This is a genomic window from Fontimonas thermophila (genome assembly GCF_900113085.1).
In the GTDB taxonomy this organism is placed as follows: domain Bacteria; phylum Pseudomonadota; class Gammaproteobacteria; order Nevskiales; family Nevskiaceae; genus Solimonas; species Solimonas thermophila.
Window position 1 is genome coordinate 131,924 of sequence record NZ_FOOC01000006.1, and the last position, 16,693, is coordinate 148,616.

Here is a 16,693-nt window from a genome sequence, read left to right on the forward strand (position 1 = left end):
GGAGCATTCTATGCAGACCTCGCCGTCCTCGCCGGCCCCCGTTCACGGCGCTCATTCCTGCCGATCCGCGGCGGCTGCGGCCACACCGGATTCGGGCGATGTGCGGGGTATGGATCTATATCAGCGCATCGAAGCAGCCTGCGAGCGGGCGTGTCAGCAGATCGCGCCGGTCTGGCCGCTGGATCGCGCAATCGCCGTCAATCCACACTGGTGCCGCATCGATCGATCCGTGCGCACGGTTGCCGCACGTATGGCTGTTCTCGGTCACATCCAGGTGTTTCCACCCCGCGACATGGTGCGGCAGGCCTGGGAAGAAGGCCGCATCACTGCGGCGGATCTGGCTTACGCGCTCGATACGCTACCCGCAGCGCAAACAGCCGGTCTGACTCCGTCGGGCTGCGTGCAGGCTCTGGCGGCAGCGCCGGCCCTTCCGCATTTGCCGCTCTTGATCGATGTGCTCGACGACGACCCGCTGCGCCACACACGGCTGTCCTGGCGGCAGGCGATCACCCATCAGGTCAGCCAGACCTGTGCGGCCTACTTCGATGAGCACCAAGCCGATTGGCACCCGGACCGCCGGCACGGTTTGTACGCGTTCTGGCGCGATACCCTGACGCACGACCACGGTATCGGCGTGCTGATGGGCTTGCCGCATCTCGGACGCAGCCTGCATGCCCTGCCCGCCACGCGGCAGGAGGCGGAGTCTTGGGTCTTGCAGCGGCTGGGTCTGCCTGAATCCGTGTGGGCGGATTACTTGGAGGCCGTGCTGCTGACGGTCAACGGCTGGGCGTCCTGGTGCGCCTACTTGGACTGGCAGGCCCGGCAGGCCGGACAGCGCGACATGCATTTGCGGGAGCTTTTGGCAATCCGTCTGGCCTGGGGGGCGATCCTGCTGGAATGCAAGGAAGATGCGTCGGCCCGGCGCGCATTTGCCGCCGTGCAGGCGCAATGGAACCGCGCCGACACGCTGCTGCAAAAAGCTGAGGCCCTGCTGCTCGTGGACGAAGTCTGGCAGCTGGCGTTCGAGGCGGGTTATCAGCGTCGTTTGGCGCGCCAGCTGCGCACGGCGGCAACGCCGGCTGCGCCGCAGCAGGTGGAGGTGCAGGCGGTTTTTTGCATCGACGTGCGTAGCGAACCTGTACGCCGCGCGCTGGAGGCCTGTTCGCCGTCGATTCAGACCATCGGCTTTGCGGGCTTCTTTGGTCTTCCCGCTGCTTACACCCCGCTGGCAACGCCGGCACGCCGCCCCCAATTGCCCGGCTTGCTCGCGCCTTCTGTCGAAGTGGTGGATCGGGTGGTGGCCGCACCTGGCCAGAGCGGCGCGCCCACGCCCGATCTCACAGTGGCGGCGACCCACGCGCGGCAGCGCCGGTTCGCGTGGGGTGGTCCGTGGCGTGCCGCCAGCCGCTGGCCTAGCGCGGCGTACTCATTCGTCGAAGCGGTCGGCGTGGGTTATCTCGGCCCCCTGATGCGCTGGCTATGGCCAAGTCCGGCAGCGTGGACGCACGAGGATCATTACGGCTTGCCGGAGCGCTACCGGACGATCTGCCGTCCGACACTGATCGGTTTGGATGTCGAGGAGAAAGTCGAGCTCGCTGCGCGGGTGCTGCACGCGATGGGCCTCGATCGCCGTGTCGCTCCCCTGGTCTTGCTGGTCGGACACGGCAGCCAGAGCGTCAACAACGCCCATGCGGCCACGCTCGATTGCGGCGCTTGTTGTGGCCAAACAGGCGAGGTAAACGCCCGCGCCCTTGCGCAACTGCTCAATGAGCCTGCCGTGCGCGCAGGTTTGCGCGACAAGGGAATCGTGATTCCCGAGGACACACAGTTCGTCGCCGTCCTGCATAACACCACCACGGATGAGATCGAAGGCTTCGATCTCGACCGGCTGCCGCCCGCGGCGCGCGCGCGCTGGACGCAGTTGCGCCCGGTGCTGGCGCAGGCCGGTGACCGGGTCCGTCGTGAGCGTGCGCCGCGTCTGGGTTTGGACGCGCAGGCAGATGCGCGGCAATTGCTCGCGCACATGCGACAGCGCGCCAGCGATGGCGCCCAGACGCGGCCCGAGTGGGGTCTGGCCGGCAATGCCGCCTTTCTCATCGCGCCGCGGTCGCGCAGTCGACATCTGATGCTCGACGGCCGCTGCTTTTTGCACGACTACGACCCCGCCAACGATCCCGACGGCAGCGTGCTGGAGCTGCTCCTGACCGCGCCGATGCTGGTGACCCACTGGATCAACTGGCAGTACCACGCCTCGCTTTGCGATCCGCAACGACTGGGGAGTGGCAACAAAGTGCTCCACAACGTTGTCGGCGGGCACATCGGTGTGTTCGAAGGCAATGGCGGTGACCTGCGTATCGGTCTGTCCAAACAGTCACTGCACGACGGTACGCGTTGGGTGCACGAGCCCATACGGCTGACCGTGGTGGTCGATGCGCCCGCCGCTGCGATCGAAGGCGTCATTGCGAGGCATGCCGTGGTGCGCCAGCTGCTTGACAACGGCTGGTTGCATCTATGGCGCTACCAGGACGCCGAACTGCTGCGATATGCGAATGGGCAGTGGCAGGTTTTGGAGCTGGAGTAGCGCGGATCGTCGATCGAGGCGGTCCGGCCGGAAAGAGGGTTACTCCAGGAAATTTCTCGCTGTTCTTGGCTGAGCCCGAAGACATTTCTTCGATGCGACATGAGTAGAGGACGGGTCAGGCCTCGACGTGTGTGCGGTGCATCCATTGATGCACCTGGCTCTCAGGCCAAGAGATCGATGTCGGCGGCACGGTGTGCACGAAATCGCCAAATATTGGCCATAAAATGATCAAACTTCGCGCGGATCGTGCCCGTCTCGATTCGGGGCACAAACTAAAATTCTTTTCTGTACATGAACTTGTAAACTTCTTCGCGCGGGTGCGTTGACGCTCCGCGAAAAAGTCCTATCATTCGCCTCCCCGCTGACGGCGACGACGAAAAAATCGAAGCCCTCAGCCTGCTCATTAAGAAGAAAAGCAAGTGATTTGTGTGGGTGCTCCCGTGAGCGTGGCGAAGCCACGTAACCACGAGAGTATCAACGTAGCCGAGTAATTGAGCTTCGAAGATAACTCTTCGGCGCATCAGGGCGTATAGCCGCGTCCTGGCGCGCAATCGGATTCAAGCTTTCACTTTAAGTGGAGAGTTTGATCCTGGCTCAGATTGAACGCTGGCGGCATGCCTAACACATGCAAGTCGAACGAGGTGTAGCAATACACCTAGTGGCGGACGGGTGAGTAATACGTAGGAATCTGCCTCAGAGTGGGGGATAGCCCGGGGAAACCCGGATTAATACCGCATGATCTCCACGGAGCAAAGCAGGGGACCGCAAGGCCTTGCGCTCTGAGAGGAGCCTACGTCTGATTAGCTAGTTGGTGGGGTAATGGCCTACCAAGGCGACGATCAGTAGCTGGTCTGAGAGGACGATCAGCCACACCGGAACTGAGACACGGTCCGGACTCCTACGGGAGGCAGCAGTGGGGAATATTGGACAATGGGCGCAAGCCTGATCCAGCAATGCCGCGTGTGTGAAGAAGGCCTTCGGGTTGTAAAGCACTTTAGCCAGGGAAGAAAAAGCTCGACCTAATACGCCGAGCCTTGACGGTACCTGGAGAATAAGCACCGGCTAACTCTGTGCCAGCAGCCGCGGTAATACAGAGGGTGCAAGCGTTAATCGGATTTACTGGGCGTAAAGCGTGTGTAGGTGGCTGTTCAAGTCGGTTGTGAAAGCCCCGGGCTCAACCTGGGAATTGCTTCCGAGACTGAGCGGCTAGAGTACGGTAGAGGGCGGTGGAATTTCCGGTGTAGCGGTGAAATGCGTAGATATCGGAAGGAACACCAATGGCGAAGGCAGCCGCCTGGGCCTGTACTGACACTGAGACACGAAAGCGTGGGGATCAAACAGGATTAGATACCCTGGTAGTCCACGCCGTAAACGATGAGAACTTGACGTCGGTTTGCTTACGCGAATCGGTGTCGCAGCTAACGCGCTAAGTTCTCCGCCTGGGGAGTACGGCCGCAAGGTTGAAACTCAAAGGAATTGACGGGGGCCCGCACAAGCGGTGGAGTATGTGGTTTAATTCGATGCAACGCGAAGAACCTTACCTGGCCTTGACATGCTAGGAATCCTGCAGAGATGTGGGAGTGCCCGCAAGGGAACCTAGACACAGGTGCTGCATGGCTGTCGTCAGCTCGTGTCGTGAGATGTTGGGTTAAGTCCCGCAACGAGCGCAACCCTTGCCCTTAGTTGCCCCCATTCAGTTGAGCACTCTAAGGGGACCGCCGGTGACAAACCGGAGGAAGGTGGGGATGACGTCAAGTCATCATGGCCCTTATGGCCAGGGCTACACACGTACTACAATGGTCGGTACAGAGGGTCGCCAAGTCGCGAGACGGAGCTAATCCCAGAAAGCCGATCGTAGTCCGGATTGGAGTCTGCAACTCGACTCCATGAAGTCGGAATCGCTAGTAATCGCCGATCAGCAGTTGCGGCGGTGAATACGTTCCCGGGCCTTGTACACACCGCCCGTCACACCATGGGAGTTGGCTGCACCAGAAGCCGGTAGTCTAACCGCAAGGAGGACGCCGTCCACGGTGTGGTCAATGACTGGGGTGAAGTCGTAACAAGGTAGCCGTAGGGGAACCTGCGGCTGGATCACCTCCTTTCAAGTTTGCTTCCAAGCGCCACGGGAGCGCCCACACAAGTCACTTGCGAAATCAGTCGGAGCCGCCGCAACTGGCTGGCTCACACCCGAGACAGGTTTTGCCTGGGGTCTGTAGCTCAGCTGGTTAGAGCACACGCTTGATAAGCGTGGGGTCGCTGGTTCAAATCCAGCCAGACCCACCACTTGCGCAGATGCTACGCGGGTGAAGGCGCCGGGGCCATAGCTCAGCTGGGAGAGCACCTGCTTTGCAAGCAGGGGGTCGTCGGTTCGATTCCGACTGGCTCCACCACGTCGATTCAATGAAGTTCGCGTGCGAGCGAATTTCCTTGAGTCCACGCTGTGGCTCAATTGCTCTTTAACAATCTGATTTGTAGTTGAACACTGTAAGACATTGCTGATCGACGCAAGTCGATCAGACTCAATGCCGAAGGTGCTTGACGGCGTAAATTGTTAATGTTGCAAGACATATCCTCAAAACATTCGCGAGAATGCTTGAGGTTATATGGTCAAGCGATCAAGCGCATCTGGTGGATGCCTTGGCGGCAACAGGCGATGAAGGACGTGGTAGCCTGCGATAAGCCTCGGGGAGCTGGCAAACAAGCTTTGATCCGGGGATTTCCGAATGGGGCAACCCAACCCGCAAGGGTTATCCGTAGCTGAATCCATAGGCTGCGGAGGCGAACCCGGGGAACTGAAACATCTAAGTACCCGGAGGAAAAGAAATCAACCGAGATTCCGCAAGTAGTGGCGAGCGAACGCGGAGTAGCCCTTAAGTTTCCTGTGCTTTAGCAGAACGGTCTGGAAAGTCCGGCCATAGTGGGTGATAGCCCCGTATGCGAAAGGGCGCAGGGAATGAAATCGAGTAAGGCGAGGCACGTGGAACCTTGTCTGAACATGGGGGGACCATCCTCCAAGGCTAAATACTCGTTGCCGACCGATAGTGAACCAGTACCGTGAGGGAAAGGCGAAAAGAACCCCGGCGAGGGGAGTGAAATAGAACCTGAAACCGGATGCGTACAAGCAGTCAGAGCCCGAAAGGGTGATGGCGTACCTTTTGTATAATGGGTCAGCGACTTACTAGTCTGTAGCGAGCCTAACCGTATAGGGGAGGCGCAGGGAAACCGAGTCTGAATAGGGCGCTTAGTTGCAGGCTGTAGACCCGAAACCCGTCGATCTATCCATGGCCAGGGTGAAGAGTGGGTAACACCATTTGGAGGCCCGAACTCACGTCTGTTGAAAAAGACGGAGATGAGCTGTGGATAGGAGTGAAAGGCTAATCAAGGCGGGTGATAGCTGGTTCTCCTCGAAAGCTATTTAGGTAGCGCCTCGTGTATCACTGCAGGGGGTAGAGCACTGTTACGGTCTGGGGGTGGCACAAGCCGCTACCCAACTGTTGCAAACTCCGAATACCTGCAAGTGCAATCACGGGAGACACACGGCGGGAGCTAAATTTCGTCGTGAAAAGGGAAACAGCCCTGACCACCAGCTAAGGTCCCCAAATCATCGCTAAGTGGTGAACGATGTGGGAAGGCTAAGACAGCCAGGATGTTGGCTTAGAAGCAGCCATCATTTAAAGAAAGCGTAATAGCTCACTGGTCGAGTCGGCCCGCGCGGAAGATGTAACGGGGCTCAAGCGATGTACCGAAGCTGTGGGTGCACACGCAAGTGTGCGCGGTAGAGGAGCGTTCCGTAAGCCTGCGAAGGCAGCTCGAGAGGGCTGCTGGAGGTATCGGAAGTGCGAATGCTGACATGAGTAACGATAATACGGGTGAAAAACCCGTTCGCCGTAAGCCCAAGGGTTCCAGCGCAACGGTAATCGGCGCTGGGTGAGTCGGATCCTAAGGCGAGGCCGAGAGGCGTAGTCGATGGAAAGCCGGTTAATATTCCGGCACTTGTTCATGCTGCGATGGGGTGACGAAGAAAGCTAGGCCGGCTGGCTGTTGGATGCCAGTTTAAGCGTTTAGGCGGATCTTCTAGGCAAATCCGGAAGGTCAACGCTGAGGCGTGAATACGAGGGCTCATCGAGCCCAGAGTGGCGGACGCTCTGCTTCCAAGAAAAACCTCTAAGCTTCAGGCATGGACAATCCGTACCCGAAACCGACACAGGTGGGCGAGGAGAGTATCCTCAGGCGTTTGAGACAACTCGGATGAAGGAACTCGGCAAAATAGTGCCGTAACTTCGGGAGAAGGCACGCCCGCGCAAGCGGGCCGCAGTGAAGAGGGGGTTGCGACTGTTTATCAAAAACACAGGACTCTGCAAACACGAAAGTGGACGTATAGGGTCTGACGCCTGCCCGGTGCTGGAAGGTTAAGTGATGGGGTTAGCCGCAAGGCGAAGCTCTTGATCGAAGCCCCAGTAAACGGCGGCCGTAACTATAACGGTCCTAAGGTAGCGAAATTCCTTGTCGGGTAAGTTCCGACCTGCACGAATGGCGTAACGACAGCCCCACTGTCTCCATCCGAGGCTCAGTGAAATTGAAATCGCTGTGACGATGCAGTGTTCCCGCGGCAAGACGGAAAGACCCCGTGAACCTTTACTACAACTTTACACTGGATTTTGAGTTTGCTTGTGTAGGATAGGTGGGAGCCTACGAAGCGCTGGCGCTAGCTGGCGTGGAGGCGTCCTTGAAATACCACCCTGGTAAACTCGAAGTTCTAACCTCGTCCCGTGATCCGGGACAGGGACACTGTATGGTGGGTAGTTTGACTGGGGCGGTCTCCTCCCAAAGCGTAACGGAGGAGCACGAAGGTCAGCTCAGCGCGGTCGGAAATCGCGCTCTAGAGTGCATAGGCATAAGCTGGCTTAACTGCGAGACAGACAAGTCGAGCAGGTACGAAAGTAGGTCTAAGTGATCCGGTGGTTCTGTATGGAAGGGCCATCGCTCAACGGATAAAAGGTACTCCGGGGATAACAGGCTGATACCGCCCAAGAGTCCATATCGACGGCGGTGTTTGGCACCTCGATGTCGGCTCATCTCATCCTGGGGCTGTAGTCGGTCCCAAGGGTCCGGCTGTTCGCCGGTTAAAGAGGTACGCGAGCTGGGTTCAGAACGTCGTGAGACAGTTCGGTCCCTATCTGCCGTGGGCGTTCGAGATTTGAGGGGAGTTCACCTTAGTACGAGAGGACCGGGTGGAACGTACCTCTGGTGTTCCAGTTGTCACGCCAGTGGCATCGCTGGGTAGCTATGTACGGACGGGATAACCGCTGAAAGCATCTAAGCGGGAAGCCCACCCCAAGATAAGATCTCGCGGGACGTTAAGTCCCCTGAAGAGCCCTCGTAGACTACGAGGTTGATAGGCGCGGTGTGGAAGTGCAGCAATGCATGTAGCTAACGCGTACTAATTGCTCGTGCGGCTTGACCATATAACGCTCAAGCATTTTTGACGTTAAGTTCCGAAGGCATTGTGGTCTTCGGTGTTCACTACAGATCAGAAGGTATGTTTCGCGGAGCGTTTGTGCCGCTGCCAAGGCACTCTTCCGGGAATGTACCTGTACCGGTTTCCCTGGCGGCCATAGCGAGTTGGAACCACCCGTTCCCATTCCGAACACGGAAGTGAAACGACTCAGCGCCGATGATAGTGTGGCGTTAGCCATGTGAAAGTAGGACACTGCCAGGGTCTTGAATTGCAAACCCCGGGGCAAAAGCCCCGGGGTTTTGCTTTTGGGGGCGCCGTTCCCCGGCAGCCGGTCGGTTGCTGCAGGGCTCATTGGGTTATTACCGATGATTCATTTTTGCGGTGGAATGTACCCGGTTTGTGTGGTCTGTCCGTCGCCGAAGAAGTAGCGCTGCATTTCCTCAGTGAGGAATTTGCGCGCCAGTGGATCGGCGAGGACGAGCCGGTATTCATTGATGAGACGTGTCTGATGGGCAAGCCATTCCTGCCAGGCCTGCTTGGACACGTTTTCGTATATGCGCTGACCGAGCGGGCCGGGAAGCGGCGGGCGGTCCAGACCGGGAGCTTCGATACCCAGTTTGATGCAGCGAACGGTGCGGCTCATGTCGATCCAAGAGAGAAAGATTGCTCGATCAGTCTGCGCACAGGCGCAGGCAGACCGAGATGGGAGAGCGTGGATAGGCTAACCCAAAGCTGCTGGCCGGGTTCACAGATGAGTTCTGGCATCGCGTCGAGCTCGATCTGAAGTGGCCGTAGCTCAAGATCAAAGTGCGTGAATGCGTGGCGTAGCGGAGGGAGCTGCCGTACGCGTGACGCTGTGTCGAGCAGTATCTGTGCCCATGTGCCGCTCGCCAGATGAAGCTCGCCGAGCAGCGGTGGGCACCAAAGCCCGCCCCAGATACCCAGCGGTGCCCGGCGTTCGAGTAGTAGCTGGCCTTGCGGATTGCGGATCAGCAGTAAGCGTGCATGGCGCTGCGGCCGTTTCTTCTTGGACCGGGGATGGGGGTACTCCGCCACTGCGTTTTGCGCGAGCGCGGCACAGCCCGGCGCCACCGGACAGCGCACGCATGCCGGCTTGCGTGCGGTGCACACCGTCGCGCCCAGATCCATGATGGCCTGGGTATAGTCGGCCATGCGCTCGTCCGGCAGGAGCGCTTCGGCGAGTTGCCACAGCCGCTTTTGTACGGCCGGTGTGCCTGGCCAGCCGGGCACTGCACCATAGCGTGCCAGCACGCGGCGGACGTTGCCGTCGAGAATTGGGGTGCGTTGGCCAAACGCCTGAGCGAGGATGGCGCCAGCGGTGGAACGGCCAATGCCGGGCAATTCCATGAGCGCTTCGAGGGTACGCGGGAATGTGCCGCCGTATTGCGCGACGATTTGCCGGGCACAGCGGTGCAGATTGCGCGCCCGCGCGTAATAGCCCAGGCCCGACCATAGCGCAAGGACGTCGTCGAGGGGCGCCGCAGCGAGCGCATGGATGTCGGGGAACCGTGCGATGAAACGCGTGAAATAAGGGATGACGGTGGCGACCTGTGTTTGTTGCAGCATGATTTCAGCCAACCACACGCGGTACGCTTCGCGCGGGTGCTGCCATGGCAGGTCGTGGCGGCCATGCTGGTCGAACCAGGCGAGCAATCGCTGGGCGAATGCGCTCATGAGCCGCTTTCTTGTGCCGCCAACCGCTCGATTCCGGCGGCGGTATCCAGCCCTTCGCGTCGCATCGCATGTTCGATTGCCCATGGACCGATGATCGGCGGAACCCAGAAATCGGGTTCGATCTCGGCCTCGAATGCGAGACAGGTTTGAGCGCCGCATGTGCGCATGCGCCAGCGTGCGACGCCATAGCGTAGATTGCTGAGCTGCGGCAAGACGACGGCGTCCAGACCGCGCACGTCGGTCTCGTGCGTTTCGCGGATGTCTTGCACCTGATCGAGATGGGTACAGAAGAACCAGACACAGATACGCAGCCGGGTGTGGAGCCGCTCGGCGCCGGGCGGGGCGCCATCCATGTGGCGGACGAGTTCCACGGCATCGTTGATGCGCGGCAGATTGTCAAAATCACGAAAGACGCGGAAGCTCGTGTGTAACGGCGTATCGAGCCGCGCCGTAAGAATCATGCGGTAGCGCTGGCCGGAATGTTCGACGTGCAAGGTTTCGATTTGCGCCGCGTGGACGGCGGAGCAGGTCATGCCCAGGATCAGGCCGGCGATGGCCTTCACGGTGGTGTGGGCTCCGGAGCCGAAGCCGCCGGCGCGGGTTCTTCTTGTTTTCTCTTTCTGCCAAAAAGCAACTCACCAAGTTTTTCCGCAGCTTTCTGCTTGAGTTGCTGTTCGGCGGTTTCGCCTTTGGGCAAGCCTAGTTCTTCGGCCAGTTTTTGCTGGACCTTTTCTTTGGCCCTCTCTTTGAGCGCGTTTTCCAGATCGAGTTTGTATCGGGGTGAAAACAGATTGCCGCTGATTTCGATCGGTATGGTCAGGCCCTTGAGTTGATCCAGTCCTTTACCGCCCTGGCCTTTGCTGGTTTCGACGACCGTGGGTTTGGCGAGGAAACGGATGGTTTCGTTGACCAGGTCGATCTGGCCGCTGCCCACTAGGCGAAAAGCCGGGCTTGCGGCCGATAAATCGTCGGTTTTGAGAACCCCGTCGATGATTTTTGCGCTAGCCGTGAGGGTGGCGAAATCAGTTTCCAAGGGCTCGGTGGCATTGGGCGCTGCCTCGCCGGCAAGCAGGGCCTGGCCTTGCCGCAGGATTTGGCCGAGGTTGAAACCCTTGATGGCGCCGTTTTCGACTCTCACGCTCACGCTGCCATTGAGGGCGCGCCGCAGATCGCCGACCGTGGTGCCGCGGCTGTTTAAGTCGAGAGCGAGGTTGGCAAGCCCGCTGACATAGTCCTTGCCGAGGAGATCCTTGAGGAAAGGCGCGGCGCTGAGCGCATCGATGCGGGTTTGTAATGCGTAGTTGGGCGTTGTGCCGGGGATGTAGCGGTTGCCCAAGTTGATGCTTCCACCATAAAGGCGCGCGCTCAAGTTCTGGGTTTTCGCGGTCTTGCCGTGGCCAGACAATTGCAGACGTACGTCGCTGAGTTTGAGGCCGTTGATCTTGAGGCTGGCGATGGTGAGCGTGCCGTTGGCATTGAGTGCATCAAGGGCTTGTGTTGGCAGCTTGATCTGGTTGATGTCTGAAGGGGCACTATCGCCCGTCTGCTTCGCCGCTGACGGCTCACGCTGGGGTGGCAGGTAGCGATCGGCGTCCAGGCTGTCGGCCTTGAGTGCGAATTCGAGCGCCTGCGTTGCGAAATCCGTGACCGCGATGCGTCCGTCGATACTCGTGTCGTCGAGCGTGAACGCAAACTCGCTGAGCGTTACCGACCGCGAATCGCCGCTCAAATGCGTTTTGAGGGTGGCTTTCGACAGGGCTTTAGGATCGGCGGTCTGGAGCTGCACGCCAAGCTGCGCGAGCAGCTCGCGCGGTGAAAAGGAAGCGATCGAGATGGGGCCGCTAAACTGCAGGTTTTTGCCCGTGAGCCTCCCTTGGATGGCTGTCGTCAGCGCCAATCCTGCCGTTTCGATACGCCCTTTTTCGAATGCAAGCTGGCCGTTTTTTTGATCGAAACGCAGCGTTCCGCTGAGTTTTGCGGTCTGCTTGCCGCCGGGGACGGCCTTGCCGCTGGCTTCGGCCTGGACCTTCAGATTCTCGACGGTGAAAAGCCGAGTGGCCAGATCGGCGAGGATGTTCGCATCCAGCTCGCCGTGGGCATCGAGTCCCTGGTCGTTGAGCTGCGCTTTGAAGCCGAGGCGGGTGGTATCCAAGGTGATTCGCTGCGCATCAAGATCGGGCGTGACCGACGAGCGCAGTGTCAGATCGAGCACTGCTTTGGGCGCCTCGGACAGCGCGGTCACCGCCAGATCGACGACAAAAGGTCGGCCGGGTTTGATCGTGCCGGTTTTAAGTGTCAGTGGTTCGAGCCGATAGACCTTGCCTGATCGGGCGTCGTGGTAGCGAATTGCGGCGTCGCGGATTTCGATACCGCCGATGTCGATGCGGTCGAGAGCAAATCCAGGTTGATCCGTCTGTCCGCTGGGCGGCGCGGCATCTTTGGAGGGTGTCTGGCGTTCGATCAGATCCTGCCAGTTGCTGGTGCCTTGCCCATCGATGGCCAGGTTCAGGCGCAACCCGTCCAGCGTGATCGTGCGCGCCTGTATTTGCCGGTCGAACAGCAGCGGCAACAAGCGTACGCCGACGTCCAGGCTTTTCGCTGTGGCAAAAGGTGTATCGCCAAAGCCGGCGGCATTGCCAAGCTGCGTGTCGGTGACGGTGATGCGCAGCCATGGGAATACATGCAGGCTTATGGTGCCGACTTCGAAGTGGCGCCCGGTTGCCTTGTGGACCGCATCGGCGATCTGAGTGCGAAACTGATTGGGGTCGAACAGCAGCGGTAGCGCAATGGCTGCACCGACCAGCAGCAGGATGAGTGAGCCGACGATTGCCAGAGCGATCTTCAAGGGTTTAGCCATGGGGTCGCCGTTTCCTGACTCGATTCCGGGACATCGATCCACAGTGTAACGGCTTGGCGGCGGCCATCCGCTGAACCGCGGCTGAAGCCGCGCTTCATCCGCCGCCGATGGCTTGCACGATGAGCAGCGTATCGCCGTCTTCGAGCAGTGTGTGGGCGTAGTGTGAACGCGGCACGATTTCGCCGTTACGCTCCACGGCGATCCGCTGTCCGGCGAGGTCGAGCTGCTGCAGCAGGCTGGCCAGCGTGAGCGGCTGTTCGTAGCGGCGGATTTCGCCGTTGACGGTGATCTGCATGCCCGCGTGACTGGGAGACGCTTGAATGTGGGGCGCGCCCTTGGACTACAATGAAGATCCGCAGCGCGGGCGTAGTTTAATGGTAGAACCGAAGCTTCCCAAGCTTCTAGCGTGGGTTCGATTCCCATCGCCCGCTCCAGTTTCCCACGCGAGGGCCGTGGTCCGGCCCTCGCGTTTTACTTCCGGAGACTTTTGTGGAAGACAGCCTGCAGATCGCCGGGCGTGCCTATCGTTCGCGCCTGCTCGTCGGTACTGGCAAATATAAGGATCTGGACGAGACTCGCCGTGCGATCGAGGCCAGCGGGGCCGAGATCGTCACCGTGGCCGTGCGCCGCACCAACATCGGCCAGAACCGCGGCGAGCCGAATCTGCTCGACGTGATCCCGCCGACGAAGTACACGATTCTGCCCAATACTGCCGGCTGCTATACCGCCGAGGATGCCGTGCGCACCTGCCGGCTGGCGCGCGAGCTACTCGACGGGCACGATCTGGTGAAGCTCGAGGTGCTCGGAGACCCCAAGACGCTGTATCCGGACATCCCGGCGACCCTGGAAGCGGCCAGGATTCTGGTCAGCGAGGGTTTCAAGGTCATGGTTTACACCAGTGACGATCCGATCGCCTGCAAGCGGCTGGAGGAGATCGGGTGCGTCGCCGTGATGCCGCTGGCCGCGCCGATCGGTTCGGGTCTGGGTATCCAGAACAAGTACAACATCCTGACCATTGTCGAGAATGCCAAGGTGCCCATTCTCGTCGATGCCGGTGTCGGCACCGCCAGCGACGCGGCGATTGCGATGGAACTCGGTTGCGACGGAGTGTTGATGAACACGGCAATCGCCGAGGCGAAAGATCCGGTGCTGATGGCCAGTGCGATGCGCAAGGCGGTGGAAGCCGGGCGCGAGGCGTTCCGCGCCGGGCGCATGCCACGCCGCCGTTATGCCAGCGCATCATCCCCGCTTGAAGGGTTGCCGTTCTAAACCGGGCCAGACGATGACCGATGCGGTATCGCCGGTGCGCCGGCAGGTGCGCTCCTTCGTGCGCCGCGAGGGGCGGATGACCGTTGCGCAGCGCCGCGCACTGGATCTGTTCTGGCCGCGCTATGGCATCGAACCTCCGGCCGGGGTGCTCGATCTGCCGGCCGTGTTTGGACGGTGCGCGCCGGTGGTATTCGAGATCGGGTTCGGGATGGGCGACTATCTGCTCGCGCGCGCATGCAGCGAGCCCGAGCGCGATTTTTTCGGCGTCGAGGTACACCGACCTGGTGTGGGTCGCCTGCTGCACCGTGCGCACGAGGCCGGTTGCCGGAATCTGCGCGTGGCCTGTTGCGATGCCGTCGAGGTGTTGCGTGACTGGCTGTCACCGGCGAGTCTCGACGAAATCGTGATCCAGTTCCCCGATCCTTGGCCCAAGAAGCGCCACCACAAGCGGCGCCTGATCCAGCCTGCGTTTGCGAAACTGGCGGCTTCGCGGCTCAAGCCCGGAGGGCTGTTGCAGCTCGCCACCGATTGGGCGCCCTACGCAGTGCATATGCTCGAGGTGCTCAACGCCGAGCCGATGCTGCGCAACGAGGCCGCCGATGGGGGATTCGTCCCGCGCCCCGCCACACGGCTGCGCACCAAGTTCGAGCAGCGGGGCGAGCGTCTCGGGCATGCCGTCTTCGATCTAGCCTATCGGCGCGTGTGAGTGTCGGCCAGGCGGCCGACATTCCCCTGTCATGCGGATTTCGGTACCCTCGATGATCCTTCGTCTGCCGTAGCGGTCGGCCTGCGTCTGTGTCCGTCCTCCACCCCATCATCGGTATCACTGGATCGAGCGGAGCCGGCACTAGCACGGCGGTGCGCGCGTTTGCGCGTATCTTTGAGCAACTGCGTCTCAAGGCGGCGTTCATCGAGGGCGATGCGTTTCACGCCTATGACCGCGAGCAGCTACGGCGTACGCTCGAGCGCGCGCGTATCCGCGGCGAGAATTTCTCGCTGTTCGGTCCCGGAGGTAATTTGCTCGAGCGCCTGGAGCAATTGCTGCGCGAGTATGGCGAGTCCGGCACCGGGATGACCCGCCATTACCTGCATCTGGAGTCGGAGGCCGAAGCTTGGGGGCAACCAGTGGGGACGTTCACGCCATGGGAGCCGCTGCCCAAAGACACCGATTTGCTGTTCTACGAGGGTTTGCACGGCGGCTATGTCGGCGAGGACGTCAACATCGCCCGACACATGGACTTGCTGATCGGTATCGTGCCAGTGATCAATCTCGAATGGATCCAGAAGATCCGTCGCGATACCGCCGAGCGTGGCTACCAGCCGGAAGAGGTACGCCGCACGATTCTGCGCCGTATCCCCGACTACGTCGATTACATCATCCCGCAGTATTCGCGCACCGACGTCAATTTCCAGCGCGTGCCGCTCGTGGATACCAGCAATCCTCTCGAAGTCCGCGAGATTCCGCGCCCGGAAGAGAGTCTGGTCGTCATTCATTTCAACGATGGTGCGCGCCTGCGGCCCGATTTCGATTTGCTGCTGTCGGAACTGCCCGGCGCGTTTCAGTCGCGCGCACGTACGATCGTCGTCCCGGGCCTGCAGCAAGAGCGGGCGCTGGAGCTGATTTTCAAGCCGGCGATCGCCGAGCTGATCGCACGCCGGGATGCCGCGTCCGGCCCGCTTGTCGCGGCGTGACGTCCACCGGCGGCATTTTCCTGCGTTTCAGTTGCTTGCGCGGCGATGTTGCCGTGGCCGCTTGAAGCACCGCGATAACCGGCGTAGAAAGAACAGATGCCGCCGGCATGCCGGCGGCGGTCGGTGCGTCGTCCATGGCGCAGGAGGTCGCAGATGGCAGAGTGGCTGAGTGATCTTGCCATCGGCCAGTGGTTCAAGACCGATGGCGAACCCTTCGAGATCGTGGGGATCGACCCGAAGGCAGAGATCGTCCTCGTCCAGCACTTCGACGGGACGCTCGAAGAATTCGACTTCGATACCTGGACGCAGCTGCTGGCGCAACCCTGCGCACCGCCGGAGGACTATTCGGGCGCGCTGGATATCGACCGCGAGGATTATCTCGACTATCGCGATGATCTCGTCCCTCGGCCGGGGCGTTGGGATAACCCGCTGGATCTGATCGATCTCCACAATCGTTGACACCGGTTGCGACCGCATCGACGCAGAGGTGCTCATGCTGCTCAGTGCATTGCGGACCCCACGGCTGCCAGGCGCGTTCAAATACACACTCGACGATGGCTTGCCGATTCTCGTTCGCCCGGTTCGGCCCGAAGACGCGCCGCGCCTGCGCGAGGGATTTCGCCGTATGTCACAACTCGCCCGACGCAGGCGTCTGCCGGGCATCGATCCCGGCGCGACGGAACTCAGCGACGAGGTGCTGCGCCGGCTCACTGGCGGCGATGGCATCAACCACGTGGCCTGGGGAGCGCTCGACATCGAAAAACCCGACGAGCCCGGCGTCGGCGTCGCCCGTTATATCCGGATCAACGGTGAACCGGATGCGGCTGATGTCGCCATCGTCATCGCCGATGAATATCAAGGCCGTGGTGCCGGTTTCGTGTTACAGGCCTGCCTGCACTTGTGCGCCCATGCCAACGGTATCCGTCGTTTTTACTACGACGTCGCCAGCGACAACGAGCGCATCCTGCGTCATCTCAAGCTGCTCGGCGCGCAGCATGCCGGCCGCGCCGACAACATCGACCGTCTGGTTATGCCGGTCTATCACCGCGCCTGGGATGTACCCGACGGCAACGACATCGCCCGCCGTTTCGCTGCCGTTTTCCGGCGTCTGCAACGTGTCGAGGCGCTGACCGGCTGAAGT

General features: G+C 60.6%; 11 protein-coding genes, 3 tRNA genes and 3 rRNA genes. 12 read left to right on the forward strand and 5 right to left on the reverse strand.

The window, feature by feature from the left end:
• Window positions 1-10 precede the first annotated feature (10 nt).
• From BMZ48_RS07880 to rrf, 6 genes are all read left to right on the forward strand, one after another.
• A complete protein-coding gene (locus BMZ48_RS07880) occupies window positions 11-2,581 on the forward strand; it encodes a YbcC family protein (RefSeq protein ID WP_091533553.1) in 2,571 nt (856 codons plus the stop codon).
• A gap of 571 nt (window positions 2,582-3,152) precedes the next feature.
• Window positions 3,153-4,683, forward strand: a 16S ribosomal RNA gene (locus BMZ48_RS07885).
• A 104-nt stretch (window positions 4,684-4,787) separates the two neighbouring features.
• Window positions 4,788-4,864: transfer RNA gene (locus BMZ48_RS07890), tRNA-Ile, on the forward strand.
• Between the two features lie 31 nt (window positions 4,865-4,895).
• Window positions 4,896-4,971 (forward strand) — tRNA-Ala (locus BMZ48_RS07895).
• A gap of 215 nt (window positions 4,972-5,186) precedes the next feature.
• Window positions 5,187-8,046: ribosomal RNA gene (locus BMZ48_RS07900) — 23S ribosomal RNA — on the forward strand.
• 139 nt (window positions 8,047-8,185) lie between these two features.
• Window positions 8,186-8,300 (forward strand): 5S ribosomal RNA (rrf, locus tag BMZ48_RS07905).
• The 16S, 23S and 5S rRNA genes sit together here with 2 tRNA genes alongside, the layout of an rRNA operon.
• A gap of 109 nt (window positions 8,301-8,409) precedes the next feature.
• Here the strand turns inward: rrf and BMZ48_RS07910 are convergent.
• The 5 genes from BMZ48_RS07910 to thiS form a co-directional block, all read right to left on the reverse strand.
• Window positions 8,410-8,682 carry an oxidative damage protection protein gene (locus BMZ48_RS07910; protein ID WP_091533554.1) on the reverse strand — a complete coding sequence of 91 codons (273 nt, stop codon included), beginning with the start codon at window positions 8,680-8,682 and terminating at the stop codon, window positions 8,410-8,412.
• Window positions 8,679-9,734, reverse strand: coding sequence for an A/G-specific adenine glycosylase (gene mutY / locus BMZ48_RS07915; protein WP_091533555.1), 1,056 nt, complete (start codon window positions 9,732-9,734; stop codon window positions 8,679-8,681). Before mutY ends, BMZ48_RS07910 begins: the two co-directional genes overlap by 4 nt.
• Entirely contained in the window at window positions 9,731-10,297 is a 567-nt protein-coding gene (locus BMZ48_RS07920; protein WP_091533556.1) for a hypothetical protein, read from the reverse strand. Before BMZ48_RS07920 ends, mutY begins: the two co-directional genes overlap by 4 nt.
• Window positions 10,294-12,591: an AsmA family protein gene (locus BMZ48_RS07925; RefSeq protein WP_091533557.1), complete on the reverse strand. Its 2,298-nt coding sequence runs from the start codon at window positions 12,589-12,591 to the stop codon at window positions 10,294-10,296. The genes BMZ48_RS07920 and BMZ48_RS07925 overlap by 4 nt, the downstream gene beginning before the upstream one ends.
• Before the next feature lie 94 nt (window positions 12,592-12,685).
• Window positions 12,686-12,886 carry a sulfur carrier protein ThiS gene (gene thiS, locus BMZ48_RS07930; RefSeq protein WP_091533558.1) on the reverse strand — a complete coding sequence of 67 codons (201 nt, stop codon included), beginning with the start codon at window positions 12,884-12,886 and terminating at the stop codon, window positions 12,686-12,688.
• Window positions 12,887-12,951: 65 nt separating this feature from the next.
• On the opposite strand from thiS, the gene BMZ48_RS07935 reads away from it, so the two are divergent.
• The 6 genes from BMZ48_RS07935 to BMZ48_RS07960 all read left to right on the forward strand — a co-directional run bounded on the left by BMZ48_RS07935 (window position 12,952) and on the right by BMZ48_RS07960 (window position 16,690).
• Window positions 12,952-13,025, forward strand: a tRNA-Gly gene (locus BMZ48_RS07935).
• Between the two features lie 55 nt (window positions 13,026-13,080).
• Complete coding sequence (locus BMZ48_RS07940; protein ID WP_091533559.1) at window positions 13,081-13,860, forward strand: thiazole synthase; 780 nt, start codon at window positions 13,081-13,083, stop codon at window positions 13,858-13,860.
• A gap of 13 nt (window positions 13,861-13,873) precedes the next feature.
• The gene (trmB, locus tag BMZ48_RS07945) at window positions 13,874-14,566 is read left to right on the forward strand and encodes a tRNA (guanosine(46)-N7)-methyltransferase TrmB (protein WP_091533562.1); all 693 of its coding nucleotides are present in this window, start codon (window positions 13,874-13,876) and stop codon (window positions 14,564-14,566) included.
• Window positions 14,567-14,655: 89 nt separating this feature from the next.
• Window positions 14,656-15,552, forward strand: coding sequence for a phosphoribulokinase (locus BMZ48_RS07950; protein ID WP_091533564.1), 897 nt, complete (start codon window positions 14,656-14,658; stop codon window positions 15,550-15,552).
• A gap of 153 nt (window positions 15,553-15,705) precedes the next feature.
• Entirely contained in the window at window positions 15,706-16,011 is a 306-nt protein-coding gene (locus BMZ48_RS07955) for a DUF6763 family protein (RefSeq protein WP_091533566.1), read from the forward strand.
• A 34-nt stretch (window positions 16,012-16,045) separates the two neighbouring features.
• Window positions 16,046-16,690, forward strand: a complete 645-nt coding sequence (locus BMZ48_RS07960) for a GNAT family N-acetyltransferase (protein WP_234981570.1) — start codon at window positions 16,046-16,048, stop codon at window positions 16,688-16,690.
• The last annotated feature ends 3 nt before the right edge of the window (window positions 16,691-16,693 follow it).